The sequence below is a fragment of the Dyadobacter diqingensis genome, from assembly GCF_024220585.1.
GTDB lineage: Bacteria > Bacteroidota > Bacteroidia > Cytophagales > Spirosomataceae > Dyadobacter > Dyadobacter diqingensis.
In genome coordinates this window covers 168,632-194,252 of the sequence record NZ_JAMXKF010000012.1, presented here as the reverse complement: position 1 = coordinate 194,252, position 25,621 = coordinate 168,632, and the positions used below count along the sequence as shown (strand labels likewise).

The following is a 25,621-nucleotide window of genomic DNA, read 5'->3' as shown; positions in this document are numbered from 1 at the left end:
TTAATCATGAGAATTAAAACCTTTGAAGAGTATCAGGTTGCCTACCAGCAAAGTGTGGACGATCCCGAAGGTTATTGGGCCGAAGTTGGCCAACAGTTTCAATGGCGTAAACCATGGAAAAAAGTTTTAAGCGGAGACTTCTCCCAGGCAAGTGTAAAATGGTATGAAGGCGGTGTGCTGAATATCACCGAAAATGCGCTTGACCGGCACCTTGCAGATAAGGGAGATCAGCCTGCGATTATATGGGAGCCGAATGATCCGGACGACCGGGCGGTGACCATCACATACCACGTTTTATACGACCGCGTATGCCGTTTTGCCAATGTTTTGAAAAAACATGGCGTAAAAAAGGGCGACAGGGTTTGTATCTATCTTCCAATGGTGCCTGAGCTTACGATCGCGGTGCTTGCCTGTGCCCGTATCGGCGCGGTTCACTCGGTGGTTTTTGGCGGGTTTTCTGCCAAGTCCATCGCTGATCGTATCAATGATGCAGAATGTACGATGGTGATCACCTCTGATGGGTCTTATCGTGGTCCGAAAGTGATCCCGATGAAAGAAACAGTAGATAACGCGCTGGATTTATGTAAAACGGTTAAAAACGTTATCGTAATGACACGTACCCGCACACCGGTTTCGATGCTGAAAGGCAGAGACCTGTGGTGGGAAGAAGAGGAAAAAACGGTAGATTCTGTGTGTCCGGCCGAGCCGATGGACGCGGAAGATACACTTTTCATTTTGTATACTTCGGGGTCAACAGGAAAGCCAAAGGGTGTGGTACATACCATTGGTGGATATATGGTTTTTGCAACCTATACTTTTGCCAACGTTTTCCAGTATGAGCCGGGAGAAGTACATTTCTGTACAGCTGATATCGGCTGGATCACCGGTCACAGTTATATTGTTTACGGACCGCTTTGTTATGGCGCTACTTCTCTTATTTTTGAAGGTGTGCCGACTTATCCGGATGCTGGCCGTTTCTGGCAAATTGTAGGAAAACATAAGGTTAATATTTTATATACCGCCCCTACGGCGATCAGGTCTTTGATGAGCTTTGGCTTGTCGTATGTAAAAGATTACGATTTATCTTCTCTGAAAAAACTTGGGTCGGTTGGAGAGCCTATCAACGAAGAGGCATGGCAATGGTTTAAGCAGAATATCGGAAAAGGACTGTGTCCGTTGGTGGACACCTGGTGGCAGACCGAAACCGGCGGTATCATGATTTCATCTCTTGCGGGTGTTACACCTGAAAAGCCTACTTATGCCACTTTGCCGTTACCTGGTATTCAGCCGGTGCTTGTGGATGAAAAAGGGGAAATTATCGAAGGCAATGATGTCAGCGGAAATCTTTGTATAAAATTCCCGTGGCCGGGTATCATCAGAACCACTTACGGAGATCACGAGCGTTGCAAACAAACTTATTTCTCAACTTACCCGGGGATGTATTTCACCGGCGACGGATGTTTGCGCGATGAAAACGGTAATTACAGAATCACCGGTCGGGTTGACGACGTTATGAACGTTTCAGGTCACAGGATTGGTACTGCCGAGGTTGAAAACGCCATTAACATGCACCTTGGGGTTGTGGAATCTGCTGTGGTAGGTTATCCGCACGACATCAAGGGGCAGGGGATATATGCCTACATCATCACGGAAAACAAACCGGATGATCCTGAAATGATGCGCAAGGATATCGCTGCCACCGTATCACGACTGATCGGTCCTATTGCAAAACCTGACAAGATTCAGTTCGTGGCGGGACTGCCAAAAACGCGGTCGGGAAAAATCATGCGCCGTATTCTGCGTAAAGTCGCCGAAGGGGAAATGGGAAGTTTGGGAGATACCTCAACCTTGCTTGATCCGGGTGTCGTGGAAGACATAAAAGCAGGAGCGCTTTAAGACTAATCCAAATAACAAATGGCCGGAAATCTGAAATGATTTCCGGCCATTTCTATTTAAGCCATTTTCTTGTCTGTACTGCATCCGCAACCTTTTCCACAGCCACTGCTGCTGTCAAATGATTTCCAGATTTTCCGGCCGATATAACCGGCCGCACCCAAGAAAAGAATTAATACGATTATTTGCTGTACCATATCAGGCAAACAGTTTACAACGGCCAATTGTTCCTGGCTGCCAATTGAAATGCATGCTGATAATGATGTTCGCTATGCCAGGCATAACTTGCAATGACAGCATCCAGGCGGTTCACGCTCTGATTGGCAGGGTGGACATAGGTCCGTGCCAGATCCGCCTCACTCAGGGAATTTAACAATAAAACCCAACGCAGGTGAATGTATCGTAAAAGCTGCAAAGACAATTCTACCGGCCCTTCTTTGGCATCCGGAAGTTCAGCCCATAAGTCTTCTTCATAAGGTTTTATCACGGGATTATCCTCTGTCAAAGCCAGCCGAAATCTTGTATAGGCATTCATGTGGCTGTCGGCCACATGGTGGATCAGCTGTCGGATTGTCCAGCCATCAGGACGATAGGGAGTGTTGTATTTTTCATTGTCCCAGCCACCCAAAAGATTAATGAATTTTGATGGCAATGCACTGATAATCTGAATATTCGTTTTTATTTCCGCAGGCGTGTAACTTTCTTGTGGCGTAAATCTTCCGATTGGAAATCGTAATTGTTCCAGTTCCATGGTTATATCATTAAGAAGTAGTGAATGATGCAGGAATTTATCCTTTACCGGTATTTTGACAATCCTTTATTTCAGAAATTATCTTTGATGGCTGTCACCAGCTCTGCGTGTCCGCCTGCTCCGGCGATGATATCACCACCGAAAAGATAATTGTCTCCTCCGTTAAAATCGGTAACCGTTCCGCCGGCTTCTTTGATCAAAAGAACGCCTGCCGCCATATCCCATGAGTTGAGATTATACTCATAAAATCCATCAAAACGACCGGCCGCCACGTAGGCCAGATCCACCGCCGCTGCGCCCATTCTTCTGATGCCATGCGTTTTTTGCATCAGCAATTCGAGAATGTACATGTAACGTTTCTGCTTCTCAAATTTATAATAGGGGAAACCCGTTGCAATCAGGCTTTCCTGTAAAGACTGTACCTTTGACACATGAATCTGACGGCCGTTACACCATGCGCCGCCATCTTTCCAGCCGTAAAAAACCTCATCCAGACTAGGCTCATGAATCACTCCGACCAACAATTCTTTTCCTCTTGCAAGCCCGACACTTACACAATAAACGGGTATGCCATGGATAAAATTGGTTGTGCCATCCAGCGGATCAATGATCCAGTTCAGCGCTTCCGGATCAGGTTCCTGGCCTGTGGTGCCCTCTTCGGTGATATAACTCGCCTCCGGTAATATTTTGCTTAAACCTGCAACCAATAATTTTTCTGCTTCCTTGTCAACATAGGAAACCAGATTGTTAAGGTCCTTGTATTCAATCTTATCTCGTGAAAAAAGTTTGGCTTCCTGCTGAATAAATGCCGAGGCCTGTTTTACAATTTCAATGGTTTGTTTCGTCAGCAATTCCAGATCCATGCGTATACTATCCTTTTTGCGGGATTTTAGAAAGTGAATTATTAATGTAGTAAACCCGGGTGATGATCATCAACAGGATCGGGATAACTACAAGATTATGTTTAACGAGATTGGCGGTAGCAGCCATGACCAGCACTGCATACAGGATCAGTACAAACTGAAACCAGACCGGTTTTTTGGTTTTGGAAATATACCAGATCAGCGGCAGCCACAGCGGGAATGCCCAGAGGATATCATAATTCCAGGTGGTAACGCCGTGATTCGTTCCAAACCAAAGTGCCAGAATCAGCCAGCCAACCAGCCCGACAATAGTAAAAAGAATTTTATCGAATGTAAAGTTGACGACCTCTTTTTTTGTCTGGAAGTACGTGAAAGCTAATACCAGCACCGCCAGTGTCCAGAAGAAAACCTTGGGTGTAAGCCATTCGGAATCCACAACGGGGGCCGCTACAAAAAGATCTTTCGTGGAGGCTACAAGCGGCAGCGTCTGATTACCGACCTTGATTTTTGAATCATCAAAAGCGCTGCTCAGGTTGTCTGGTAAAAATGTGGCCTGGGCGGGTGTCGCAATATCATCCGATGGCGCCCCGATGGCCAGGTCCATGCCAAAATCTGACCAGGGTTTTTGTTTGTAAGCATACTGGTCAATCCACTGGCGGAAGCTTAAAGTGTCCTTGGTATAACCCGGAAACGTCAAACTGTCGCCGACTGCCGCTTTGAGCACATCAACCATGCGGGTTGAGCAGTTGTCGTAGAAAAATTTATACTGGTATTTTCTGTTTTGAGGCAGGTAATTGGTTTCCAGTACATTGTAAAGCTTTTGCTTTTGGCTTGGCGACAAATTCAGGATCTGTTCTTTAATAGACCGGTTTTCTGCCTGCCAATGTGGTGCTTGCAGCGTAAGTGGAGCCACGGAAAGCGTGTAGGGCAGGGTACCTCTTAAAAATTTGACATAAAAATTTCCTTCTGCAAAACTGAAAGTTCCGTAGTTGTAGGCATTATCCAAACCGCTCACGGGATCATAAATCCACAAAACGCTGTGACCAAAACCGGAATACAGCTCATCGCCGGGCCCGATCGTTACCAGACTTACCTTTGCCTGCGGACTTAAAGTGCCAAATTGCGCGAAGGCAGAAGTGTTGATAAGCAATGTCAGCACAAACAATAAGGCACCAAGACCCGCTTTTTTTATGGACAGGTTTTTGGGTGTAACCAAAGCTTTGAGAAACATCGTTCCGGAATTTTTATAAGAGTAGGGTTTCAAATAATTTATCATGTTAATCCTCATCACTGTAATCAACCTGTTTTTTCTTTTCATCCGCTTTGCCGGCAACGATGATGACAATTTCGCCTTTGACCGTTTTTTCTGAAAAATAGGCAATTATTTCCTGAACTGTACCTCTCACGTTTTCTTCATAGATCTTCGTGAGCTCTCTCGAAACGCAGGCCTGCCGGTCGGCTCCGAAATATTCTGAAAATTGTTGCAGCGCCTTTAACAACCGGTGCGGAGATTCGTAGAAAATCATCGTACGGTCTTCATTGACCAGATTTTGTAATCTTGTCTGGCGTCCTTTTTTATGAGGTAAAAATCCTTCAAATGTAAACCGGTCGCTTGGCAAACCGGAGTTGACCAGTGCCGGAACGAAGGCAGTAGGGCCAGGCAAACATTCGATCGTGATACCGTATTTGATACATTCCCGAATGAGCAGAAAACCCGGGTCAGAAACGGCAGGAGTGCCGGCATCGGATACCAGTGCCATGGTCTCGCCTTTCAGGATGCGTTCAATAATGCGGGTTATGCTTTGATGTTCGTTGTGAATGTGGTAGCTGTGCATGGGTTTGCTGATGCCCAGGTGTTTCAGCAGCGAGCCGGACGTACGCGTGTCTTCGGCAAGCACCACATCGACGCTTTTTAAAACATTGATCGCACGCAGGGTAATATCTTCAAGGTTGCCAATTGGCGTTGGTACTATGTAAAGTTTCATTTATTGTATTTTATTGTATTCTGCTTTGGGCAACCACGAGGGTTGCCCCTACGGTGCCATATCGGCGTAAATGGCATCGATGGTATCGGCCAGGTGTCTGTCTTTGTCAGTTACTTTATCGCCGGCGTCGTGGGTTGATAGCTCAAAATCTACCTTGTTGTAGGAATTGGCCCACCAGGGATGATGATCCAGTCGGTCTGCTGCGCCGGCAACTTTTGTCATAAAGGCAAAAGCCGATTTGAAATCCCGGAAAACGAAAGTACGTTTTAATTTGTCATCTTCTTCTTTCCACATGGTCCTGGCAGTTTAGTTTTTGAGTGACTTTTCATTTTTTTGAAACCCGATACTCCACATATTCGTCGGGAGCGTTCGCTTTTACGCATTTTGTGGTTTCAATGAAATATAGATTACGTCCCTTAAAATAACCATTCCCGGTCATCCGAGTTGCGCCGCACGTGCTTTCGCCGATCCCGCGATCATAAGTGAAATTTAATTCCGATATATCAATGCTGATCGTATGCGCAAAGGGTGTTATTTCGATGACCGTAAATTTTGTTTCCGTGTTTTTTTCTACTTTTAATGATACCGCGACGGAGTCGGTTTTCGATTTATTCAAAGTTTTATAACCGTCGTAGGATCCTGTTAAATCGTTGTTTGTCAGTCCGTTGTTAGGGTCTGTCGTTGCTGTTTCTTTATCACTTTTACAAGATATGATCAACAGGAAAACGAAAAGCAGTATAAAGTTTGTTCTGTCCATAACGGATATAAAAATCATTGAGTAAACGAATATACTAGGTAACGGCCTGATTTTAAATTTTTCAGGGAAATAGCCGTTTCGGCGGGGATCAAGTATATTTGCACTTTTAAGCGTAATAACCGTCGGATTATCAGAATCTGACTAAGCAGCAGAGAATCAATAAAAATAATTATGAAAGTAGAACTGGTTCGCGTGAATGATGCATTTCATTTTGAAGGCACAGGATCATCAGAAGTAAAAGTACATACCGACGGATCTCCTGAAATTGGAGGACATAACGCTGGTGTAAGACCAATGGAGCTATTGTTGATGGGATTGGCGAGCTGCAGTGCGATCGACGTGGTGCTTATTCTTAAAAAACAAAAGCAGGATATTACCGATTTTCGTGTTGTGGCCGAAGGTGACCGCGTGCAGGAAGAAGATACCAAGCGCAGTCCGTTCCGTAACATACATCTCGTTTTCAAGTTTACAGGGAATGATCTGGATGAGAAGAAAATCGACCGTGCAATTGCACTTTCAATGGAAAAATATTGCTCTGCTACGGCCCAGCTGGAAGCTTTGGCAACGATAACACACAGTGTTGAAATTGCGTCGGTATAAATAACGGATAAATAATCCGGAGCTTAAAGGCTCCGGACAATACATAAAGGCATGCAGCAATACCACGATTTACTTCGTCATATTCTTGAAAACGGAGTACGGAAAACCGACCGCACAGGAACGGGCACAATCAGCGTGTTTGGTTACCAGATGCGTTTTAATCTGAAAGACGGATTTCCTTTGGTGACAACCAAGAAAGTCCATACCAAGTCCATTATTTATGAACTGTTGTGGTTTTTGAAGGGCGATACCAATATCAAATATCTGAAAGATCACGGTGTTTCCATCTGGGACGAGTGGGCTGACGAGCGCGGTGATCTGGGTCCTGTATATGGAAAACAGTGGAGAAGCTGGGAAGGTGCAAACGGAAAATCTTTTGATCAGTTGAAGGAAATTCTTAACCTGTTGAAAAACAGTCCGGATTCACGCCGGATCATTGTTTCTGCATGGAACCCTTCCGAGCTTTCGCAGATGAAGCTGCAACCCTGTCACGCTTTGTTTCAGTTTTACGTGGCGCCGCCTGATCTGGAAGCGGGTGAAACGAGAGGGAAATTATCCTGTCAGTTATACCAGAGAAGTGCGGACGTATTTTTGGGCGTACCGTTTAACATTGCCAGTTATGCTTTGCTTACGATGATGATCGCGCAGGAATGTGATCTTGATCTCGGTGATTTTGTATGGACGGGCGGGGATACGCATATTTATGTCAATCATCTGGAACAAGTAGAATTACAGCTGAGCCGTGAACTTCGTCCATTGCCTCAAATGGTAATTAATCCGGCAGTGACAAGTGTTTTCGACTTCGAATTTGAGGATTTTAAGCTTGAAAATTATAATCCATGGCCAGGCATCAAAGCCCCGGTAGCTGTATAAAGGATTAGACAAATGAGTATCCAGTATATTTTAGAGATTACCGGAACCTTTGCGTTCGCAATTTCCGGTGCTCTTTCCGTAAAGGATGAACAACATCAGGACTGGTTTGGCGCAAGTTTTACTGCTTTTCTTTGTTCGATCGGCGGTGGTACCATGCGTGATGTTCTGCTGGGAAGTTATCCGTTGGTCTGGATTAGTGATATAACCATTCTTTATGCCATATTGGCAGGGATTATTACCACCTTCATTTTTTACAAATACCTTATCGGTTTGCGTAAAACGTTGTTTCTTTTTGATACCTGTGGTATCGCACTGTTTACGATTGTAGGCACGGAAAAGGCTTTGCACCTGGGCGTAAGACCTGAAATTGCCGCGATCATGGGCGTTTTTACAGCCATCATGGGCGGTGTGGTCCGAGATATGATGAACAACGAAATTCCGATTATCTACCGAAAAGAGGTCTATGCAACGGCTTGTCTGGCAGGTGCATGTTGTTATCTGATTCTGGATAAAGTGGGCGCTGAACGGAATATTTCCTTTATTGTGGCGTCACTTGTGATCATTGTGATCAGGATACTGGCAGTCCGCAATCATTGGAGCGTTCCCAGATTTTTTCGTTGAAATGTTCATATTCAAAAGCAAACGGGGCAGTTCTTTTACAGAACCGCCCCGTTTGCTTTTGAAGGCTATAAATTATTTTTTCTTCTTTTTACCTTTTGCTTTTACATCGATTGCCGGAATTTTTGCCTGCATATCTGTGATGCTTTTTGCGATCTGTGTTTTATAGAAATTAAATGCGCCATCCGGTGCGGCAGTACCCAATGTTATTGCTTTCTGAGCGGCAGGAAGCGCTTCGGTTGTTTTGCCTAGTTTGTCAAGAATCTGTGCTTTGATCCACTGGTTTGACCAGTTCTCTTTCAGTCCGATGGCTTTGTCGGCCAGGGCCAGTGCTTTCGGTAAATCCTGATTTTTAAGCAACAGATATCCGGCTGCACTTTGTAAAGTCTGCACGTCTTCCGGTTTGTCCTGAACCGCTTTGTCGAGCGATGCCAGGGTTAAAGCGTGTGTGGCAACGGAAAGTTTTACCGGCACAGTTACGGCGCCCCACTCAATATTTAAAAGCGTTGTGCTGTCCGATACGTTGGAGAAATTGATTTCAAATGTTTCCTTGAATTCACCCGCCAAAGGTGCTATTTCCACTCTGGCTGCATCATCGGATTCTTTGTAACCTTCGGTTCCGCCTGTCAGATTTTTATTCAGGATAACCACCCATTTTGCTTTATTGGGAATGGAGAACAGGGCATATTTTCCAGCTGCGACAATTTTGTCGCCAAAAGTAAAGTCAGTTGACGCTTCAAGTATCGTTGATTGGTTGGCACCTGTACGCCAAAGTTGTCCTATTGGAGCCAATGGCGTATTTTCTCCAAAAACACTTCTTCCCTTGATACCGGGGCGCGAATATTTAACAGTAAAATCTGTGATTCCCACCGTTTGGACGATGCTCGATCCGGGACTTGCCTGCGGAGTACGCTGGGCAACGGAAGCGGTGGCAACAATAACTGCAAACGAGAAGGATAGGAAATACTTTTTCATTTTAATAATGCTGTTTGTTTATTGATCTGTTAAACTTGTGGTGAAATTAGAATGAAATAATCAGATAGCCTATTAAATGAAAAGAAGCGGTTTACTTTCTTTGCTCGAAGCTTATGTTCCGGCCGATGCGCTGGAAACAGAAATGTATCTTAAAACTAAAAAATTCGTAAATGACAATCCCGATTGCTTTGAAAGAACATTGCAAATTGGTCATGTGACAGCTTCGGGCTGGGTCGTTTCTGAGGACAGAAGCCAGGTTTTGCTGATGCATCACCGGAAACTTGATCGCTGGTTTCAGCCGGGCGGGCATTGTGACGGCGATGCTGACGTTATCCATGTAGCCTCCAAAGAAGTGGAGGAAGAAACTGGTGTCAGGAATTTTAAGCTGGCTCAGGACGGGATTTTTGATGTGGACGTACATTTGATACCGGCCAACAGCAAAGATCCGGCTCATTACCACTACGATATCCGTTTGTTGTTTGAAGCCAATCCCGAAGACGAGCTGGTTATTAACATCGAATCAAAAGACGTGCGCTGGATACCGATGCAAGAAGTGAAACTTCACAACGATTCGGAATCACTGATGCGGATGGTGCGGAAAATGGTTTAGGTTTTATTTCAGGGCTGTTTCAACACTCCCCCGGATTCTTATTGTATTTACCTTATCGATATTTTCTTTTGTTTTGGTAAGAATATGTAAAATGGTCAGGTTGGGGAGTTGTTCCTTTAAATTTTCGAATTCAGTCCCTTTGGTGATTATGGTTTTAAAAATGTACGAAGAATCGATGACGAAAGTGGAGATGTCTTTCTTTAATTCATTGTCTACCATGTAGATAACCTGACTTGTTGGGTCGATTCCATTGTTTTGGGCTATATCCTGCGCTGTCAAAAATTTATTCTCGGAGGGATTCTTTGTGATGATAAACATGGCACCGCTTGTATTCGGAATAGAGTCGATCTTATACGAAATGTAAATATCTTTAATTTTATCAGGTCCCATGATCGGCATTCCGGGCAACCTTTTAGAATCCAGAAAATACGCAGGCTTTTTTTTCGGAGACTGTGGCTGTACGATTTGACCGCTTGCATAAAATGCAGCGAAAAACAGAACAAGCAAAAGTAGCTTTCTCATCATTCGGGATAAGATTTCGTTAATGACCTGTGTAAACTAGCGTTTTATAAATTTAAGTGTCTTGGAGCGGTTAAGCAAATCGATCTTAATCAAATACAATCCCGTGCTTAATGTAGTAGTGGGAAGAGCCAGTATATTACTCAGTGTGACTTGTTTTTTCCATAACAATGCTCCGCTTTGCGCTATCAAACTGATGGTTGATTTCTTTCCAGTTAAAGTCGATGGGAAGGTTAAGGTCAAATCATCCTGTACAGGATTGGGCGAAAGTACGATCGCGTCCAGAATATCCGGTTCGGTACCCAGGATCAGGAAATTGTTTTTGATAATTTCTTCTGCCAGTGTGATGCTTGGCACACCGTAGCCAAGTTTGTTATCAGGATTGGATGCCTGGTGACCCGATTTTTTTAACGCGAGAATAATTTGCTGCGCGGTCAGATTAGGATATGCCTGCCACAAAATCGTCGATAACCCTGCAATGAGCGGGGCGGAATAGGAGGTGCCATTTCCGGTTGTTACCGTGCCTGTTCCAACACTGCTTCCCAAAACGGTTCCTGACCCGACCGCCGAGATATCCGGTTTGATTTGTCCGATGGCATTAGGCCCCACAGAGCTGAAAGCCGCATAACTTTTATCCAGTGTTGTCGCACCGACACTGAGTACCGAGTCGACGTCGGCCGGCGCAGTGATGTAACGCCAGGCCTTATTTCCCTCGTTTCCGGCCGAATTGACAACCAGAATACCCTTGCGTGTGGCAAATCTTGCAGCACGGGAAATGATGGTCGTTTTACCATCCAGGTCTTCATAGGTATAATTGTATTCCGCGGTATCAAATTCATCATCAAAAGTATTGTAACCCAGCGAAGAATTGATCACGTCAACACCGGCACTGTCTGCACGCTCGGCTGCCAGTAACCAGGTTACTTCTTCATACGGCGTTTCCATCAACACATTTTCAGTGCGGTACAACGCAAAATTGGCTTTGTACGCCGCGCCGATCATCGTACCCGGCTGATTTGCAGCAATGGTTGAAAGTACGTGGAGACCGTGGGAATCATCGTCGTACACATTACTGTTACGACTTATAAAATCGTGGGTATCTACGATCCGTTTTTCGTCAAAAAGTGGTTTCAGAAATTGCAGCTCATTGGCACGGCTAAACCCGGCATCAAGTACCGCAATCAGCATATTTTCGCCGTGAAAACCTTTCTTATGCAGCACATCCGTACCCATTAAGGTAAGTTGTTCCTTCATGAGGCCATAGTCAAGGTCCTCTTCTGTGGACGCAGTGGTTTCGGTGTTGGCAGTCCGGGCAAGTCCGGAGGAAGGTTTGGATATATTGGCAAGCGCATGATTTTGCTCAATTCCTTTGTAAAAAGACAAAGCTTTTATACTCGCCAGCTGCGCTGCGGAAGCTTCTACGAGCGTGCCGTTGAACCAGCGGGAAGAATAAATAACCGCGGCTCCGGTTTGTTTCACCGCCGTCACATAGGCAGGATTGACCGGGAAGTCGTTTTCGGTGATGGCAATATTTTGTTTGCTTCTTCTTGCTATCGCTTTGGCCGAAAGATATTCAGCCGGTTTGCCAACAGAATAAGGCGAACCGGCTTTGTCTTTAAAAAGTATAAGATATCGGGGATTGGTCTGCGCCTGACAGAAATTGGAGAAAAAACCGAACGATAGAAGTGTGAAAAGTAAAAATCTTAATTTCATTTTTTCATAGCTTTAATTGGAACCGCTTCTATCAATATTACTCATGATTGATAAGAAGTGTTGCCAATTTAAGCAATACTTTCCACCGGAGCATTTTTTCCTCCCAAATTTGAGCAATCGAGCAGGTCCTGAATGCTTTTGTACGGCACAGGCGTTTTCAGATAACCGTAATTATCGGCAAGCGCAAGGGTTTTATTATTGTCGCCCATGGAGATATCGATGTCATTCATGCCAAACTGGCAAGGGTGTTCATAACCCGCCGCGTTCGTGATTTCGATGATTTCCTTGGCCAGTGTTTTCATATAATTGTGAAAACGTTCGCTTTTAAGTGCCGGGTCAATACCGGATTCAAGCCATTTATTGTTTGTAGCAATACCGGTAGGGCAACGGTTGGTATGGCAGGTTTGTGCCTGAATGCAGCCAATGGACAACATCGCCTCTCTGGCCACATTGATCACATCGGCGCCCATGCAAAAAGCCATAACGGCCTGTGCCGGGAGTCCCAGTTTGCCGGATGCGATAAAGGTAATTTTGTCAGTAAGATTTCTTTTCTGGAATATTTTGTAAACCGTGCTGAATCCGTAAACCCAGGGAAGGGCTACGTGGTCGGCAAAAGACGGGGGAGCAGCTCCTGTTCCGCCTTCACCGCCATCGATGGTTATGAAATCCGGACCTTTGCCTGTTTCTACCATCAGGTCAGCAAGTTGTTCCCACATATCCGTTTTTCCAATGGCGGCCTTAATACCAATAGGAAGTCCGGTTGCTTCGGCCATCTGTTCGATAAAATCGACCATTCCTTTCACATCCGAAAAGGCACTGTGATAAGCGGGCGATACCACATCTTTCCCCATCGGAACCTGCCGGATCTCGGCAATTTCGGCTGTAATCTTGCTGCCGGGTAACACACCACCTTTTCCAGGTTTTGCACCCTGCGATAATTTCAGTTCGATCATCCGGACGAAAGGATTATTCTGCGTCATTTTGACCAGCTTTTCCATTACGAAATTTCCTTCGTCGTCCCGCACACCAAAATAGGAAGTACCCATATTAAAAACCACATCGGCGCCAAACCGGTGATAGGGAGACAACCCGCCTTCGCCGGTATTATGGTAATTCCCAAACTGGACAGAACCTTTATTCAGGGATTCGATCGCCCTGGCTGACAACGATCCATAACTCATCGCGCTGATATTAACCACGGAATGTGGTCTGTAAGGGCGGCGGCGTTTGTGATATTCACCAATCACCTTGGCACAGGGAATGGCATAATGATTAGGATCCTTACCGTTGGCTGCGTGATGGGGGTGGTTTAACGGAAGTTTATGCGGCAGCATAGCAGGTTTGATAAAGACAAAACCAGCCTCGTTCATATCCTGGTCAGAGCCAAAACCCTGGTAATTATTTTCTTTTTTGGAAGATGCATAAATCCACGATCGCTGACGACGGTTAAAGGGTAGTTCTTCACGGTTATTCGCCACGATATACTGGCGCAGTTCAGGACCGATTTGCTCGATCATATACCGGAAATGACCCAGGAGCGGGAAGTTATGCTGGATGGTGTGTTTTTTCTGTAAAATATCCCGAAGGGCAAAAATTACAAGGATGACAAGTATGTAGGCCCAGACAGGAATTGCAGACAGGAAATTAATTGCAGTCATCATAAAACGAAAGAATATTGATGAAGGGTTTGGGGCCTTCTGCTGTTTTTACACGGCAAACCGGCCCCTTAAAGGTCAGGATAGTTGCATTTCTTCCCAGGTAGTAATCGTGGCCAGATCTTTCCAGTAACCTGGATAAGACTTTACAACCACGCCTGGTTCTTCTATAATAATGTCCTGAACCATACCAACCGGGGCAAAAGCAAGTGCCATACGGTGGTCGTCGTAGGTGAAAATAGAGGGAGTTGACGTGGCTTGCCAGTCCGCCTTCCGCACTACTTCATATTTTTGATCCTTTTCAATTTCATTCAGTTCTGCACCAAGCTTTTTAAGTTCTTCCTGAAGGGCGAAAACACGGTCAGTTTCCTTAATTTTTAAGCTTTCGATACCCGTAAGTGTGAGGTGGATATTTTTCACTGCGCAGCATACCGCAACAGTCTGCGCAAGATCCGGGCAATTGGTGAAATCCCAGGCGATCGCACTCGCTGCCGGTATTTTTTTCAAAAGTACGCCACGGTCGGTATAGGTGCTGGCTACGCCAAGCTGGGCCATGATATCCACGATGGCGCTGTCGCCCTGCAGTGAGTTTTGTTTGAGTCCAAGCAATTCCACTTCTGCATCTTCTGCCAGGGCTACAATGCTGTACCAGTAGCTTGCACCCGACCAGTCTGATTCGATTGCGTAAGGCTGAGCCTGGTAACTGCCTGGTGCCACCGTCAGGATATTTGCTTCCCAATCGGCTGTATACTGGATACCGAAATGTTCCATTTGTTTCAATGTCATTTCGATGTAAGGACGCGATCCCACTTCACCTTCCAGCCTTATCGTGATTCCTTCCGGCAGGGCAGGAGCAATCAGAAGCAAAGCAGAAATATACTGGCTGCTCACGTCTCCACGGATATTCAATTCGTTCTTACCTGAATAGGTAAACCCGTTCAGCTGCATGGGCGGGTAACCCGCCACATTTTTGTACTCAATATCCGCACCCAGAATACGAAGTGCATCCACAAGAATCCCGATCGGGCGTTCGCACATACGAGGCGTTCCCGTCATCAGTTTATGCTGATTGGTTACTGTAAAATAAGCCGTCAGAAAACGCATGGTTGTTCCTGCATCAATCACATCCGCAACAGCGTCTTCGGATTGCAGCAATCTTAACATGGTTTGGGAATCACGTGCTTCGGATATATTGGAAAGCTCGCTTTTAAAACCTGTCAGCGCATTGATGATAAGGGCACGGTTGCATTCGCTTTTTGACGCTGCCAATTTTATCTCGGCACGGATTGCTTGTTGGGGTGGATGTACAAGAATGGATTTCACGGTATTATTTATTTCAGATTTCAGAATTTGAGCTGTAAATCAGCGTTAGGCAGCTGGATGACAGCCTTAAATTTTAATAAGTTTCTAATACTTTCAACTTATTTTTCCCATTTATTTTCAGTGTTGAAAAAGTCAGTTTATAACAGATTAAACCTGTTACCATAAACGCTCCGCCCACTACAAGTGAGGATGCGTCCGTTGTATATCGTTTATTATCAACACCTTTGTTGAAAAAATCAGCGCCAATATAGATAAGTCCGGCCAGTGGAAGTAAAGGTGCGGCCTGAGAAATGAAAGGAATGCGTCTGCTGGTCTTGATCAGCTTAATTTCTTTCAAAGGGATCTCCTGATAGGTCATTTGCCCCAAAGCTTCATTGATCACGGCGATACTGAAAGAAGAATCGGAGACACTGGCGATGGTTTCGTTGAAACGGATGCTCTCATTTTTCATCCGGAATTTGATGTTATCGCCCGGAAAATAGCGGTAGCGGTGAAAGCCTCCAAGGTTCGGAGAAGCGTCCAGAATCAGGTATTTCTGGCCCGGAGCCCCAATTACGCGATTATCGTTGCCTTGTTTAAGAAACAGTTCTTCGCTGGAAAGCGCTTTTCTGGGGTCGTAATTGTCCTGTGCCCACGCAGGGACATTTCCCAGAATAAATAGAAGTAGTAATGTCAGAACTGGTCTCATAAAGCAAATAGAAAGGTCCAAAGATAGGGAATCATTCTTTAAACGGGTAAAACGATTGCATTGTTGTTCCGTTTTCCTGACCGGAATCAGGCTTCTTCTGTTATTTCTTCATGTGGCGGCACCTTCACAGAAACACCTCCGGAAACCAGCATTTTCATGACGTCGGTGGAGGTGGCTTCCAGAATGGTCACATTTTCGGTGGGGACAATAAATAATTCACCGGAAAGCGCATAGGATAAAGGCATGTAAACGGCCACGTGGTCGTGAATGTGCAGGTGACTCAGGTCAGTCTGGGTTATGAACCCGATTTTTTTGATCCCCGTTTCTTTGTACATGGTCACCAGAACGGGTTGATTAAATTTCTTTTTATCCCCGACAAACGCAAGCACGAGGTCTTTTATCGAGTAATAGATCAGGCTCACGAGCGGGATCCGCCGCATGATGCTTTCCGTAAACTTAAAAAATGATTGAGGGATAATCGTTGAAAATACAAACCCCAGCATGATGATTCCCGACAGAATAATCAGGACGCCCAGACCGGGAAGATAAACGGTCTGATTGTTGGATATAGGGATATTGATCGGGATAATGTTGTCCAGAAACTCCACGCCGGTCCAGATAATGATCACTGTAACATATAGCGGAGCAACCAAAACCAAGCCCCGGATAAAGTAGCTTAGTATGCGCTTCAGGAAAGTATTTTTTATTTCCATTAAAAATTTATTCAAACAGGCCTTTTTATTTTCTCGAAAATCAAATCTCCCCAATACCTACTGAAACTACGGTTTTTGACGCTTTAAAGTTCAAATTTGTGGTACGATATCCGGGATTTTTACAGTCATTTCATTCATAAAATTCTGATCCTGCTCAGGAAGTATTGTAACCTGCCTCCTGAATGCAGATATTTGCACCCTCAAATGCTGCAAAGGTTCGATATTTATAAGGCATTCAGAAATTTTAAGCAATTCATTTAGTAAACGTATATGTACCAGGCTGATTATTTAAAGCATTTCACTGAGGAGGTATTTCTGGCGATAGGTTGCCCGGCCGAAGAGGCAGTTTTGGCATCGAATGTATTGGTTAGTGCTGATTTAAGGGGAGTGGATTCGCATGGTATCGCCCGTTTGGCGGGTTATGTGCGCTTGTATGACAATGGCAGGTTAAATCCGGCACCGGAGGTCAAAGTAGTTTATGAAACACCAAGTACGGCTGTTGTGGACGGTGACCGAGGACTGGGGTTGGTGGTAGCGCCCAAAGCGATGGAAATTGCGATGGAGAAGGCTGATAAAGTCGGATCGGGCTGGATATCTGTGCGGAACTCAAACCACTTCGGGATCGCCGGTTATCATGCAATGCTGGCTTTGGAAAAAGATATGATCGGCTGGACCATGACCAATGCGGCTCCGCTGGTTGCTCCCACGTTTTCCCTGGATAAACTTTTGGGAACCAATCCGGTTGCGGTAGCAGTCCCTGCCTTTGAAGAACCCGCTTTTGTCGCTGATTTTGCATCAACGGCAGTGGCTTACGGCAAATTTGAAATTTTACAAAGAAAAGGTCTGCCGGCTCCTTTAGGATGGGCGCAGGATGCTGACGGAAATCCTACGACGGACTCTAACGCGGTAAAAAGCGGCGGCGGCCTTCTGCCACTCGGCTCGGACCGTGAGCACGGAAGTCATAAGGGATATGGATTAGGTGCGATTGTGGACATTTTTTCCGGTGTACTTTCCGGTGCTAATTTCGGTCCCTGGGTGCCGCCTTTTGCTACGGCAGGGTTTATGTCGGCCAATGAGGGCGTCGGATTAGGTACCGGTCACTTTTTGGGAGCCATGCGTGTAGACGGGTTCCGTCCGGCGGATGATTTTAAAAAGGATATGGACAAATGGATCCGTGCCTTCCGTGGAGCGCGGGCGGTTGAGGGCAAGCAGGTGATTATCCCCGGAGACCCTGAACGCGAAACGGAAGCGCAACGCAGCGTGGAAGGTATCGAACTTTTAGAACCGGTTGTTTTGTCATTGGACACACTGGCCAAAAGATTTGGAATACCATTTGAAATCAATTTATAAAAATAAAAAACACAGCCTGGGCGGCTCCGCCGAAAGCTGATAACTATAACAATATGTCTCGTAATTTTAAAGTAGGATTGTTTTTAGTCATTGCAATTCTTACCACCACATTTACCTTTTATTTCTGGCAGATATTCAAAACACCGAATTTGCAGGTAGATAGGAAAGAAAGTTTTGCCCTGCTGATTCCGGAAGGCGCAACTTATCAGGCCGTTCTTGATTCACTTGACAAACACGAGGTTATCAACGACAATATCTCTTTCAGGTTTTTGGCCAAATTGCTGAAATATACTGAAAATGTAAAACCGGGGCGTTATGTGATCAAACCGGAAACAGGCAATTACAAAGCGATTAAAAAGCTGCTTTCAGGGGCACAGGATCCTGTAAAACTTACTTTTAACAACATCCGTTTAAAAGAGGATTTGATCAAAAGGATCGGGAGCCGCTTTGAATTTGGCGAGACGAAATTTCGCGAGGCGTTAAACAGCCAGGAAGTATGTAAGAAATACGGACTGGACACGCTGACGATCGTATCCATGTTTTTACCGAATACCTATGATATTTTCTGGACAACAGGGACGGAAAAATTCCTGGACCGTATGCACAGTGAATACAAAAAATATTGGAGCAACGAGAAGGTTGCAAATGCAAAAGCCATTGGTTTAACACCGATACAGGTTTCCATTCTGGCTTCGATCGTGGAAGAGGAGCAGGCTCAGAAAGTGGATGAAAGACCGAAAGTAGCCGGAATGTATATCAACCGTCTGAACGCGCTGATGCCTTTACAGGCCGATCCAACAATCAAATTTGCCTTGCAGGATTTTGCCATCAAAAGGATTTTAAACGATCAGCTGAGGGTAAAATCACCTTACAATACCTATGTGAATACGGGATTGCCTCCGGGGCCAATCCGCGTAGCCGACTTTAATTCGCTGGATGCGGTGCTGAATTACGATAAACATGATTATTTGTACATGTGTGCCAAAGCCGATTTTTCGGGTTATCATGCTTTTGCAAAAACATATCCTGATCATTTGAACAATGCTCGCATGTATCAGGCAGAATTGAACAAGCGCAAAATCATGAAGTAATTTTCGGGTTTGGCTTCCACTAATTAATTGAAAATGTTTACCTACGAAGTTAAGGGGATAAGAGTGCGGTATGCGGACACGGACCAGATGGGTTACGTGTATTATGGAAATTACGCAAGGTATTATGAAATCGGCCGTGTAGAGGCGTTGCGCAGTGTCGGATTTAGTTATAAGGAAATGGAAGAGGCGGGCGTAATGATGCCCGTCTACGAAAACCGCTCACGGTATATGAAACCTGCTCGTTACGATGACGAACTGACCATAAAGGTTATTTTGCAGCGTATGCCGGGCACACGGGTAGTTTTTGAATATGAGATCAGAAATCAGGATAATGTTCTTTTGAATGTAGGAGAAACGACTTTGGTGTTTCAGAGGCGGGATACGGCAAAACTTTGTGTGGCGCCTGAAAGGCTTTTGGAAAAATTGAATCCATATTTTCAGACATCGTAATTTAAAAGAAGTACTATGCTTGAAAAAATCTTACAAAACCGTCAGGTGAAACTGTTGGTAGAATGGTTGCGCACGACCATGCTTTTTCGGGAGTCGGTTTCCTTGTATGATATTCTGGCCAATATCCGTAAGAACAACCACCGCTACGATATCGATCAGCGGGCTTCTGCCGTGGCATACAGTCTTACACTTGCCTGTTTTCCTGCCATTATCTTCCTTTTTACGCTGGTTCCGTACATTCCCATCGACAACCTTGACGACCAGATTATGGGTATCCTGCGCGAGCTGATGCCACGCGGGATTTATCAGGATGCCAAAAATACCATCGCTGATATCATTAGCCGGCCACGAAACAGTGTTCTTTCGTTCGGTTTTATTTTTGCCCTGGTTGCTTCCACCAACGGGATGTTGTCGCTGATGCGGTCCTTTGATATGGTTTATGAAGATGAGGAAACCAGAGGTTTTCTTCAGAAAAGAGGGGTCGCCACATTACTGACGATCGTATTGGTGGTTGTGATGTTTTTACTGATCGTACTGCTGATTGTGGGGGATGCCGTCAAAGGCATTGTAAGCGAATGGCATATTGTCAACGACAACTGGATCGTATCTTCATTGAGCATTACCCGTTATCTGGTCAGTTTTGGAGCGCTGATGCTGGCCATTTCCATCATTTACAGGTTCGCTCCGTCAAAAGGAAGCCGGTATGCCTTTGTCAATACGGGTTCCATTATTTCTTCGGTTTTGATTTTGTTATCTACCTACGGCTTCTCATTTTATTTATCAAGGTTTACTTCCTACAACAAACTGTACGGTTCCATTGGCACGATGATCGCCCTGATGATCTGGTTTTATCTGCTGGCTTTATTGCTGATTTTTGGTTTTGAGGTTAACGCGGGCATCGCCTCCGCACGCAAGAAAGTGGCTCCGAAGAACTCCTGAATTACCGAAAACTAAGTACCCGTCAATATACTTTTTAATCTCTTTTAATTTAGTGACTTTTGGCAAACTAGTTCGTATAAAGTCATAGAAATGAGGTTGAAGTTGTACAAAAGGGTATTAAATGAGAGAGACTGAAAAACCTTTGGTGACTGTGGTTCTAACTGCCTTTAACCATGAAAAATATGTGGGCGAGACGTTGAATTCAATTTTTGCGCAGACATATCCCAATATTCAGGTTATCGTAATTGATAATGCAAGCACGGATAACACACTGTCGATAATCGAGAAGTCGGACTGGAATGCTTCACAATTCTGTCTGATTAAAAATCTGTCCAATCTGGGTTTGTGCAGGGCATTTAACCAGGGACTGGCATTGGCGGAAGGTAAATATATTATTGACCTGGCCGGTGATGACATTATGCTGCCGGATCGGATAAAGTTTCAGGTTGAAGCTTTTGAAAATCTGGATGAGGAATACGGGGTCGTTTTTACAAATGCCCGGTATATGGAAGCGGGCGGACGTCTTGCGAATTACCATTACCCTGTCAATAATGAGGATAAGGCTGATAAAGTGATCCCTTCCGGTGATGTTTATAAAAGTGTCCTGGAAAACTATTTTATCTGCACGCCAACCATGATGATGCGCACGAAAATGCTCACGGAAATGGGCGGTTATGACGAATCATTGTTTTTTGAGGATTTCGATTTTTGGGTACGCTCTTCGGTGCATTACAAATATTTTTATCTGGACAAGGTGCTGACATGGAAAAGGAACGTACCGGATTCGTTAAGCAAACAGATTTACAAAAAGGGCAACCGGTTGCTTGAAACCTGCTATATCGTGTGCAACAAGGCTTACGATCTTAACCGGGACCAGGAGGAATTTGATCTGTTGGCGGCCAGAATTCGTACATTTATCAGAAAATGTTTTTACGCTCAGGAATTTGAGCTTGCAGTTCGTTTTAGGCGGTTACTTAACTACATCGAAAATCCTGGTTTGGGTACAGAAATGATCGTGGTGATGTGCCGTTTGCATTTACCGATAAATGGTTTGTACAGGTTTTATCTTAATAATTTGCAAAAAAAGAGTTCCGTGCAGGAAGGATTTAGCCTTTTGAATTGTTAGTTCAGTAAATAGTACAATCTATGCCAGCTGAATTAATTCGAATATATCCTGAAAATCCTGATGAAAGACGAATCCGTCAGGTCGTTGATTGCCTTCGTGACGGAGGTCTGGTGATTTATCCAACCGATACGGTTTACGGGTTAGGTTGTGATATTTTTAATAGCAGGGCCGTGGAAAAAATAGCACGGATTAAAGGGATCAAACCGCAGAAAAACGATTTTTCGTTTATCTGTTATGACCTCAGCCACATTGCAGACTTTGCCCGGGTGGGAAATTCTGCTTTCAAGCTGATGAAAAAAGTGCTGCCGGGACCTTACACCTTCATTCTGGATGCCAATAATCAGGTTCCTAAGTTGCTGAATACCAATAAAAAAACAGTGGGTATTCGTGTTCCTGACAATCTTATCCCAAGGTTAATCGTTAAGGAACTTGGAAATCCGATTGTGACAACCTCCATAAAAGATGATGACGAGATCATAGAATATTCCACAGATCCTGAATTGATTTACGAGAAGTTCCAGCACCAGGTTGATATCGTGGTGGATGGTGGCTACGGAGGCAACGTAGGATCGACAATTGTACTCGCAGTTAACGACGAATTTGAAATTATCAGGGAAGGGCTAGGCGATACCAGTCTGTTTTTGTGATATTAATTGTAACTATTTTAGTTATGATTGCATTAAAAAGATTCCGTTAAATAATTATTATCATTTTTTTGATAATATCATCCGCCTTTCTCATATTTGATAGTGTCAGAATTTAATAATATTATTCAACCTGAAAAAGCAGTACGGTTTGAATTACAGTATCTTCCTTGTCTGGAATATTTTGCTTGCATTTTAAGTAACGATTTGATTTGGATAGATATAGAGGAAAAGTACGTGAAGCAGACCTATCGGAATCGTTGCAGTGTTTTAACGACCAATAAAGTTGACACTTTAACCGTTCCGGTTCAGGGATATAGCCAGAATACCCCAACAAAAGATATAAAAATCGATCATAGTCAGCATTGGATAAGGCGTCACTGGGGATGTTTTAAATCGGCTTATGGAAAGTCGCCCTATTACGAGTTTTATGCGGACGAACTTCAGGCGGTTTATTTGAAAAAACCTGAATTTCTTGTCGACCTAAATTATGAATTATTGACAATTTGTCTTAGATTGTTGGGCATAAGGAAGGATATCCGGTACAATTTGTCAGTGCCTCAGGAAGAGAATAAAGGCATAATTGATGCGTTATCTTCCATAAATGATAAAAAGAATAAGAATTTAAATAAATATTATCAGCCAATTGCGTACTATCAGACTTTCGGGAATGATTTTGTAAGTAATCTAAGTATTGTCGATTTATTATTTAATATGGGGTCCGAAGCGAGGAGTATTTTGCTAAGATCTTGTAAGCAACAATAAATCTGCTATTTTGAACAAAGATGTATCAAGTAGCGTTTAGAATATTAAGACACATTTTTATTGCTACACATGGAAGCAAAATTTTCAAATAGAGTAAAAGAAGTAATCTCTCTGAGTCGGGAAGAAGCTTTGCGACTTGGCCACGATTATATCGGTGCCGAACATCTGTTACTTGGAATGATTCGTGAGGGTGATGGTGTTGCTATTGGTTTACTGAAAAAGCTGGGCGTATCCCTTGATGATGTTCGACAGACGATCGAACAGGCTACAAAGGGTGCGGCAACTAATAATGTTAAAAATCTGCAGAATATCCCTCTTACCAGGCAGTCTGAAAAGGTGTTGAAAATTACATATCTCGAGGCGAAGATTTTCAAGAGCCCCCTGATAGGAACTGAACATTTGCTCTTGTCTATTTTACGTGACGAGGACAATGTTGGCACACAGATCCTGCATAAATTTAATGTTAACTACGAAGTCATTAAGGAGATGTTAGAATATCAATCATCAGGAACAAAACCCCATATGGGTCCGGAAACCGAAGACGGAGACGATGAAGCGAGAGGAGGCATGTTCGGCGGTGGAGGCGGAGGCGCAGCTTCCGGAAAAGAATCAAAGGGTGCGGAGAAATCCCGCACGCCTGTACTGGATAACTTCGGACGCGATCTGACGAAAATGGCTGAGGTTGGAAAACTTGATCCGATTGTTGGACGTGAAAAAGAAATTGAACGTGTAGCTCAAATACTTAGCCGTCGTAAAAAGAATAACCCGATCCTTATCGGCGAGCCTGGTGTTGGTAAAACGGCCATCGCAGAAGGTTTGGCTTTAAGAATTGTTCAGAAAAAAGTGTCACGTGTTCTTTTTGGTAAAAGAGTCGTAACACTGGATCTTGCTTCGCTTGTTGCGGGAACAAAATACCGCGGTCAGTTTGAAGAGAGAATGAAAGCGGTGATGAATGAATTGGAAAAATCTCCGGATGTGATCCTTTTCATCGATGAGCTTCATACGATCGTAGGTGCCGGTGGTGCTTCCGGTTCTCTGGATGCTTCAAACATGTTCAAACCGGCCTTGTCACGTGGAGAAATTCAGTGTATCGGTGCGACGACATTGGATGAATATCGCCAGTATATCGAGAAAGATGGTGCACTTGCCCGTCGTTTCCAGATGGTAATGGTTGACGCCACTTCAATCGAAGAAACAATTCAGATCCTTGAAAATATCAAGGACAAATATGAAGATCACCACCATGTAAGTTACACACCTGAATCGATCAGCACGGCTGTGAAATTGTCAGAACGTTACATTACAGACCGTTTCCTTCCGGATAAAGCGATTGACGTGTTGGATGAGGTTGGTGCAAGAGTTCATATCAGTAACATCACTGTCCCTGAGGATATCCTTCATTTGGAAGAACAAATTGAGAATATCAAACAGGAAAAAAACAGAGTTGTTAAAAGTCAGAAATACGAAGAAGCAGCTCAGTTACGCGATCGTGAAAAGAAATTGATCGATCAGCTTGACCGTGCGAAACTTGCTTGGGAAGAAGAAACCAAGCAAAAAAGATATACTGTTACTGAGCATAACGTTGCGGAAGTTGTAGCGATGATGACCGGAATTCCTGTGACAAACGTGTCCATGGACGAAGGAAAGAAATTGCTTAACATGGCAGATGAGCTTAAAGCGAAAGTAATTGGTCAGAACCCGCCGATTGAAAAATTGGTAAAAGCGATTCAGCGTACACGTGTAGGTTTGAAAGATCCTAAGAAACCAATCGGTTCTTTCATCTTCCTTGGACCAACAGGTGTAGGTAAAACTGAATTAGCGAAAGTTCTAGCCACTTATTTGTTCGATAAAGACGATGCTCTGGTGCGTATCGATATGAGCGAGTACATGGAGAAATTCAGCGTATCTCGTTTGGTTGGAGCACCTCCGGGTTATGTTGGTTACGAAGAAGGCGGTCAGTTAACTGAAAAAATTCGTCGTAAACCGTACAGCGTTGTTTTGCTGGATGAAATCGAAAAAGCGCATCCGGATGTTTTCAACATCCTGCTTCAGGTGCTTGACGATGGTATTCTGACAGACGGGTTAGGTCGCCGTGTTGATTTCCGTAATACGATCATCATCATGACTTCCAACATCGGTGCCCGTGACCTGAAAGACTTTGGAACTGGAATCGGTTTCTCTACAAAAGCGAAATCTGATAACCAGGATGAAATTATGAAAGGCACTATTCAGAGCGCACTTCGTAAGGCATTCTCTCCGGAGTTCCTTAACCGTCTGGATGACGTGATCGTGTTCAACTCGCTTCAACGCGAAGATTTGCACCGTATCATCGATATCTCACTTGGTAAACTGTTCAGCCGCGTGAAAGGTCTGGGTTATGAAATCGAGCTTACAACTGAAGCAAAAGATTTCTTATCTGAAAAAGGATATGATCCGCAATATGGAGCCCGCCCATTAAACAGAGCGATTCAGAAATACCTTGAAGATCCGGTTGCAGAGGAAATTCTAAAAGGAGATTTAAGAGAAGGTGATGTTTTGGTAGCGACGCATGTTGAAAACAGCGAAGAACTGACCATTACGGTTAGAAAAAAAGAAGAAGAAGTAGCAAATTGATTTAAGATCAGTTAGCAATGGATATAGTTAAAGAGGCAGGTCTTTTGATTCTGCCTCTTTACTTTTTTAGTCTCTGTAAATAAGGTGGTTACCTCGGGTGGCCAATC

At 44.3% G+C, this 25,621-nt stretch carries 27 protein-coding genes; 13 read left to right on the top strand and 14 right to left on the bottom strand.

Annotated features, from left to right (window positions below; genetic code table 11):
* Positions 1-6: 6 nt before the first annotated feature.
* Positions 7-1,896 carry an acetate--CoA ligase gene (acs, locus tag M1L62_RS26380; RefSeq protein ID WP_254562650.1) on the top strand — a complete coding sequence of 630 codons (1,890 nt, stop codon included), beginning with the start codon at positions 7-9 and terminating at the stop codon, positions 1,894-1,896.
* A gap of 56 nt (positions 1,897-1,952) precedes the next feature.
* On the opposite strand, the gene M1L62_RS26375 is transcribed toward acs, so the two are convergent.
* The 7 genes from M1L62_RS26375 to M1L62_RS26345 all read right to left on the bottom strand — a co-directional run bounded on the left by M1L62_RS26375 (position 1,953) and on the right by M1L62_RS26345 (position 6,249).
* Positions 1,953-2,090, bottom strand: a complete 138-nt coding sequence (locus M1L62_RS26375) for a FeoB-associated Cys-rich membrane protein (RefSeq protein ID WP_254562649.1) — start codon at positions 2,088-2,090, stop codon at positions 1,953-1,955.
* Between the two features lie 14 nt (positions 2,091-2,104).
* Positions 2,105-2,644, bottom strand: a complete 540-nt coding sequence (locus tag M1L62_RS26370; RefSeq protein WP_254562648.1) for a YfiT family bacillithiol transferase — start codon at positions 2,642-2,644, stop codon at positions 2,105-2,107.
* A gap of 71 nt (positions 2,645-2,715) precedes the next feature.
* Positions 2,716-3,507, bottom strand: a complete 792-nt coding sequence (locus M1L62_RS26365) for an inositol monophosphatase family protein (protein ID WP_254562647.1) — start codon at positions 3,505-3,507, stop codon at positions 2,716-2,718.
* Between the two features lie 7 nt (positions 3,508-3,514).
* Complete coding sequence (locus M1L62_RS26360; RefSeq protein WP_254562646.1) at positions 3,515-4,738, bottom strand: Lnb N-terminal periplasmic domain-containing protein; 1,224 nt, start codon at positions 4,736-4,738, stop codon at positions 3,515-3,517.
* A gap of 46 nt (positions 4,739-4,784) precedes the next feature.
* Positions 4,785-5,492: a 16S rRNA (cytidine(1402)-2'-O)-methyltransferase gene (gene rsmI, locus M1L62_RS26355; RefSeq protein ID WP_254562645.1), complete on the bottom strand. Its 708-nt coding sequence runs from the start codon at positions 5,490-5,492 to the stop codon at positions 4,785-4,787.
* A gap of 48 nt (positions 5,493-5,540) precedes the next feature.
* Positions 5,541-5,786 (bottom strand): 4a-hydroxytetrahydrobiopterin dehydratase, encoded by a 246-nt coding sequence (locus M1L62_RS26350; protein ID WP_254562644.1) that lies wholly within the window; start codon positions 5,784-5,786, stop codon positions 5,541-5,543.
* Positions 5,787-5,817: 31 nt separating this feature from the next.
* Complete coding sequence (locus M1L62_RS26345; RefSeq protein ID WP_254562643.1) at positions 5,818-6,249, bottom strand: hypothetical protein; 432 nt, start codon at positions 6,247-6,249, stop codon at positions 5,818-5,820.
* Positions 6,250-6,420: 171 nt separating this feature from the next.
* Between M1L62_RS26345 and M1L62_RS26340 the strand changes: the two genes are divergently transcribed.
* Genes M1L62_RS26340 through M1L62_RS26330 form a run of 3 tightly spaced genes read left to right on the top strand, consistent with a single transcriptional unit; the run spans position 6,421 to position 8,343 of the window.
* The gene (locus tag M1L62_RS26340; RefSeq protein WP_254562642.1) at positions 6,421-6,849 is read left to right on the top strand and encodes an OsmC family protein; all 429 of its coding nucleotides are present in this window, start codon (positions 6,421-6,423) and stop codon (positions 6,847-6,849) included.
* A gap of 51 nt (positions 6,850-6,900) precedes the next feature.
* Positions 6,901-7,722 carry a thymidylate synthase gene (locus M1L62_RS26335; protein WP_254562641.1) on the top strand — a complete coding sequence of 274 codons (822 nt, stop codon included), beginning with the start codon at positions 6,901-6,903 and terminating at the stop codon, positions 7,720-7,722.
* 12 nt (positions 7,723-7,734) lie between these two features.
* Positions 7,735-8,343, top strand: coding sequence for a trimeric intracellular cation channel family protein (locus tag M1L62_RS26330; protein WP_254562640.1), 609 nt, complete (start codon positions 7,735-7,737; stop codon positions 8,341-8,343).
* 72 nt (positions 8,344-8,415) lie between these two features.
* Here the strand turns inward: M1L62_RS26330 and M1L62_RS26325 are convergent, their stop codons facing one another.
* On the bottom strand, positions 8,416-9,315 hold the full coding sequence (locus tag M1L62_RS26325; RefSeq protein ID WP_254562639.1) for a DUF2911 domain-containing protein: 900 nt from the start codon (positions 9,313-9,315) through the stop codon (positions 8,416-8,418).
* A gap of 76 nt (positions 9,316-9,391) precedes the next feature.
* Here M1L62_RS26325 and M1L62_RS26320 point away from each other — a divergent pair, with 76 nt between their 5' ends.
* A complete protein-coding gene (locus M1L62_RS26320; protein WP_254562638.1) occupies positions 9,392-9,925 on the top strand; it encodes an NUDIX hydrolase in 534 nt (177 codons plus the stop codon).
* Between the two features lie 3 nt (positions 9,926-9,928).
* Here the strand turns inward: M1L62_RS26320 and M1L62_RS26315 are convergent, their stop codons facing one another.
* The 6 genes from M1L62_RS26315 to M1L62_RS26290 form a co-directional block, all read right to left on the bottom strand.
* On the bottom strand, positions 9,929-10,450 hold the full coding sequence (locus tag M1L62_RS26315) for a hypothetical protein (RefSeq protein ID WP_254562637.1): 522 nt from the start codon (positions 10,448-10,450) through the stop codon (positions 9,929-9,931).
* 33 nt (positions 10,451-10,483) lie between these two features.
* A complete protein-coding gene (locus tag M1L62_RS26310; RefSeq protein WP_254562636.1) occupies positions 10,484-12,157 on the bottom strand; it encodes a S8 family peptidase in 1,674 nt (557 codons plus the stop codon).
* A gap of 68 nt (positions 12,158-12,225) precedes the next feature.
* Positions 12,226-13,818 (bottom strand): FMN-binding glutamate synthase family protein, encoded by a 1,593-nt coding sequence (locus tag M1L62_RS26305; RefSeq protein WP_254562635.1) that lies wholly within the window; start codon positions 13,816-13,818, stop codon positions 12,226-12,228.
* A gap of 72 nt (positions 13,819-13,890) precedes the next feature.
* On the bottom strand, positions 13,891-15,135 hold the full coding sequence (locus M1L62_RS26300; protein ID WP_254562634.1) for a 3-phosphoshikimate 1-carboxyvinyltransferase: 1,245 nt from the start codon (positions 15,133-15,135) through the stop codon (positions 13,891-13,893).
* A 73-nt stretch (positions 15,136-15,208) separates the two neighbouring features.
* Positions 15,209-15,823, bottom strand: a complete 615-nt coding sequence (locus M1L62_RS26295; protein ID WP_254562633.1) for a hypothetical protein — start codon at positions 15,821-15,823, stop codon at positions 15,209-15,211.
* A gap of 86 nt (positions 15,824-15,909) precedes the next feature.
* Positions 15,910-16,536: a DUF502 domain-containing protein gene (locus tag M1L62_RS26290; protein ID WP_254562632.1), complete on the bottom strand. Its 627-nt coding sequence runs from the start codon at positions 16,534-16,536 to the stop codon at positions 15,910-15,912.
* A gap of 270 nt (positions 16,537-16,806) precedes the next feature.
* Here M1L62_RS26290 and M1L62_RS26285 point away from each other — a divergent pair, with 270 nt between their 5' ends.
* The 8 genes from M1L62_RS26285 (at position 16,807) to M1L62_RS26250 (ending at position 25,514) form a co-directional block, all read left to right on the top strand.
* On the top strand, positions 16,807-17,886 hold the full coding sequence (locus M1L62_RS26285; protein WP_254562631.1) for an Ldh family oxidoreductase: 1,080 nt from the start codon (positions 16,807-16,809) through the stop codon (positions 17,884-17,886).
* Between the two features lie 53 nt (positions 17,887-17,939).
* Positions 17,940-18,977, top strand: a complete 1,038-nt coding sequence (mltG, locus tag M1L62_RS26280; protein ID WP_254562630.1) for an endolytic transglycosylase MltG — start codon at positions 17,940-17,942, stop codon at positions 18,975-18,977.
* Between the two features lie 33 nt (positions 18,978-19,010).
* Positions 19,011-19,427 carry an acyl-CoA thioesterase gene (locus M1L62_RS26275; RefSeq protein WP_254562629.1) on the top strand — a complete coding sequence of 139 codons (417 nt, stop codon included), beginning with the start codon at positions 19,011-19,013 and terminating at the stop codon, positions 19,425-19,427.
* A 15-nt stretch (positions 19,428-19,442) separates the two neighbouring features.
* On the top strand, positions 19,443-20,366 hold the full coding sequence (locus tag M1L62_RS26270) for a YihY/virulence factor BrkB family protein (RefSeq protein WP_254562628.1): 924 nt from the start codon (positions 19,443-19,445) through the stop codon (positions 20,364-20,366).
* A 121-nt stretch (positions 20,367-20,487) separates the two neighbouring features.
* Positions 20,488-21,492, top strand: coding sequence for a glycosyltransferase (locus M1L62_RS26265; protein WP_254562627.1), 1,005 nt, complete (start codon positions 20,488-20,490; stop codon positions 21,490-21,492).
* Positions 21,493-21,512: 20 nt separating this feature from the next.
* The gene (locus M1L62_RS26260) at positions 21,513-22,139 is read left to right on the top strand and encodes an L-threonylcarbamoyladenylate synthase (protein ID WP_254562626.1); all 627 of its coding nucleotides are present in this window, start codon (positions 21,513-21,515) and stop codon (positions 22,137-22,139) included.
* A 102-nt stretch (positions 22,140-22,241) separates the two neighbouring features.
* Positions 22,242-22,901, top strand: coding sequence for a WbqC family protein (locus tag M1L62_RS26255; RefSeq protein ID WP_254562625.1), 660 nt, complete (start codon positions 22,242-22,244; stop codon positions 22,899-22,901).
* A 69-nt stretch (positions 22,902-22,970) separates the two neighbouring features.
* Positions 22,971-25,514: an ATP-dependent Clp protease ATP-binding subunit gene (locus M1L62_RS26250; protein ID WP_254562624.1), complete on the top strand. Its 2,544-nt coding sequence runs from the start codon at positions 22,971-22,973 to the stop codon at positions 25,512-25,514.
* Positions 25,515-25,621 lie beyond the last annotated feature (107 nt).

Coding starts and splice junctions, on each gene's coding strand:
- M1L62_RS26275 (WP_254562629.1), top strand. CDS start 19,011: ATGTTTACCTACGAAGTTAAGGGGATAAGAGTGCGGTATGCGGACACG.
- M1L62_RS26325 (WP_254562639.1), bottom strand. CDS start 9,315: ATGAAAAAGTATTTCCTATCCTTCTCGTTTGCAGTTATTGTTGCCACC.
- M1L62_RS26315 (WP_254562637.1), bottom strand. CDS start 10,450: ATGATGAGAAAGCTACTTTTGCTTGTTCTGTTTTTCGCTGCATTTTAT.
- M1L62_RS26250 (WP_254562624.1), top strand. CDS start 22,971: ATGGAAGCAAAATTTTCAAATAGAGTAAAAGAAGTAATCTCTCTGAGT.
- M1L62_RS26350 (WP_254562644.1), bottom strand. CDS start 5,786: ATGTGGAAAGAAGAAGATGACAAATTAAAACGTACTTTCGTTTTCCGG.
- M1L62_RS26375 (WP_254562649.1), bottom strand. CDS start 2,090: ATGGTACAGCAAATAATCGTATTAATTCTTTTCTTGGGTGCGGCCGGT.
- rsmI (WP_254562645.1), bottom strand. CDS start 5,492: ATGAAACTTTACATAGTACCAACGCCAATTGGCAACCTTGAAGATATT.
- M1L62_RS26290 (WP_254562632.1), bottom strand. CDS start 16,536: ATGGAAATAAAAAATACTTTCCTGAAGCGCATACTAAGCTACTTTATC.
- M1L62_RS26340 (WP_254562642.1), top strand. CDS start 6,421: ATGAAAGTAGAACTGGTTCGCGTGAATGATGCATTTCATTTTGAAGGC.
- M1L62_RS26320 (WP_254562638.1), top strand. CDS start 9,392: ATGAAAAGAAGCGGTTTACTTTCTTTGCTCGAAGCTTATGTTCCGGCC.
- M1L62_RS26260 (WP_254562626.1), top strand. CDS start 21,513: ATGCCAGCTGAATTAATTCGAATATATCCTGAAAATCCTGATGAAAGA.
- mltG (WP_254562630.1), top strand. CDS start 17,940: ATGTCTCGTAATTTTAAAGTAGGATTGTTTTTAGTCATTGCAATTCTT.
- M1L62_RS26335 (WP_254562641.1), top strand. CDS start 6,901: ATGCAGCAATACCACGATTTACTTCGTCATATTCTTGAAAACGGAGTA.
- M1L62_RS26330 (WP_254562640.1), top strand. CDS start 7,735: ATGAGTATCCAGTATATTTTAGAGATTACCGGAACCTTTGCGTTCGCA.
- acs (WP_254562650.1), top strand. CDS start 7: ATGAGAATTAAAACCTTTGAAGAGTATCAGGTTGCCTACCAGCAAAGT.
- M1L62_RS26365 (WP_254562647.1), bottom strand. CDS start 3,507: ATGGATCTGGAATTGCTGACGAAACAAACCATTGAAATTGTAAAACAG.
- M1L62_RS26345 (WP_254562643.1), bottom strand. CDS start 6,249: ATGGACAGAACAAACTTTATACTGCTTTTCGTTTTCCTGTTGATCATA.
- M1L62_RS26285 (WP_254562631.1), top strand. CDS start 16,807: ATGTACCAGGCTGATTATTTAAAGCATTTCACTGAGGAGGTATTTCTG.
- M1L62_RS26310 (WP_254562636.1), bottom strand. CDS start 12,157: ATGAAATTAAGATTTTTACTTTTCACACTTCTATCGTTCGGTTTTTTC.
- M1L62_RS26370 (WP_254562648.1), bottom strand. CDS start 2,644: ATGGAACTGGAACAATTACGATTTCCAATCGGAAGATTTACGCCACAA.
- M1L62_RS26265 (WP_254562627.1), top strand. CDS start 20,488: ATGAGAGAGACTGAAAAACCTTTGGTGACTGTGGTTCTAACTGCCTTT.
- M1L62_RS26305 (WP_254562635.1), bottom strand. CDS start 13,818: ATGATGACTGCAATTAATTTCCTGTCTGCAATTCCTGTCTGGGCCTAC.
- M1L62_RS26270 (WP_254562628.1), top strand. CDS start 19,443: ATGCTTGAAAAAATCTTACAAAACCGTCAGGTGAAACTGTTGGTAGAA.
- M1L62_RS26295 (WP_254562633.1), bottom strand. CDS start 15,823: ATGAGACCAGTTCTGACATTACTACTTCTATTTATTCTGGGAAATGTC.
- M1L62_RS26360 (WP_254562646.1), bottom strand. CDS start 4,738: ATGTTTCTCAAAGCTTTGGTTACACCCAAAAACCTGTCCATAAAAAAA.